1 protein-coding gene is annotated in these 1,338 nt (G+C 41.4%); it reads right to left on the bottom strand.

Features of this window, described 5'->3' with window-relative positions; genetic code table 11:
- Positions 1-11: 11 nt before the first annotated feature.
- Complete coding sequence (locus J0871_RS17235) at positions 12-1,277, bottom strand: IS256 family transposase (RefSeq protein ID WP_262897406.1); 1,266 nt, start codon at positions 1,275-1,277, stop codon at positions 12-14.
- Between the last annotated feature and the right edge of the window lie 61 nt (positions 1,278-1,338).

Consider the following 1,338-nt stretch of genomic DNA (forward strand, 5'->3'; position numbering starts at 1 on the left):
GGGTCTGTAAATTAAACTCTGTCTGATGTTTCAATTCCTCTGGGGCTAGCCCCAGAGGAATTGGCGTTTATGTCCAGTGGTATCCGGTCTCCAAATTTAATATAAAATTGCTGAATCGTAAGGCTCCAATTATGCAAAGGAGCGGTCCATTTCTTCTCAATGTTTCTTGTGGCCAGGTAGACCAGCTTGAGTAGTGACATATCATTAGTAAATGCTCCTTTGGTCTTGGTGACTTTCCTGATCTGACGATGGAAGCCCTCTACGGCATTGGTGGTATATATAATTTTTCTAATGGGTTCTGTATATTCAAAATACTGGGAGAGCTGTTCCCAGTTACGCTGCCAGCTTTCAATGACTACTGGATATTTACTACCCCATTTCTCTTCCAGGTTCAACAGTTCATCTTCGGCTACATCTTTAGTGACTGCCCTATAGACCTTTTTCAGATCTTTCATAAATTCCTTCTGATCCTTTGAAGCCACGTATTTAAGTGAGTTACGGATTTGATGTACAATACAAAGCTGCACCTGGGCCTTTGGATAAACGCTTAAGATGGCCTGGGTAAAGCCTTTAAGGTTATCTGTACAGGCAATCAGGATATCCTGTAATCCCCGGTTATGAAGATCGGTTAAAACCTGTAGCCAGAAATTAGCACCTTCACTCTCAGAAATGTACATCCCCAGGATTTCCTTTTTTCCTTCTTTGGTAATACCCAGGATGTTATAGAGTGCTTTGTGGGTAATCTTTCCATCTACTTTAACTTTATAATGCATTGCATCAAGCCAAACAATACAGTAGAGAGGCTCTAAAGGACGACTTTGCCAGGCTTTGATATCAGGAATGATCTGATCAGTGATCTGGCTTAAAACCGTATGGGAAATATCCGTATCGTACATTTCCTTGATATGACCCGAGATGTCTCGGTAGCTCATCCCAAGTCCATAAAGACCGATGATTTTCTCTGAAAGATTATCGGCCAGGATCGTCTGTCTCTTTTTAACCAGTTCCGGTTGGAAGCTGCTTTGACGGTCTTCAGGGGTTTCAATATCAAAGGAGCCAAAGCCACTTTTGAGTTTTTTATTTCCCTTGCCATTACGCTTATTCCCTTTGGAGCGTTCATCGCTATTTAGATGGGAGTCCATCTCTGCCTCAAGGGCTTTTTCGATAACGTTCTTTAGCATCGGTGCAAAAGCACCGTCTGCACCAAAAAGGCTCTTGCCAGACATGAACTGGTCAAGTACCTTCTTCTCGAATTCTTGTTGTTCTTTTGTTGTCATAATTCTGTATGAATGAAATTAATAAATAATTCAATTCAGACAGAGTTTAATTTACACCCTC

This window comes from Salegentibacter sp. BDJ18, from assembly GCF_017579965.1.
Classification (GTDB): Bacteria; Bacteroidota; Bacteroidia; order Flavobacteriales; family Flavobacteriaceae; genus Salegentibacter.

What these genes read in the sequence shown, in the direction of transcription:
- J0871_RS17235 (WP_262897406.1), bottom strand. Translation starts at nt 1,277, where the DNA reads ATGACAACAAAAGAACAACAAGAATTCGAGAAGAAGGTACTTGACCAG.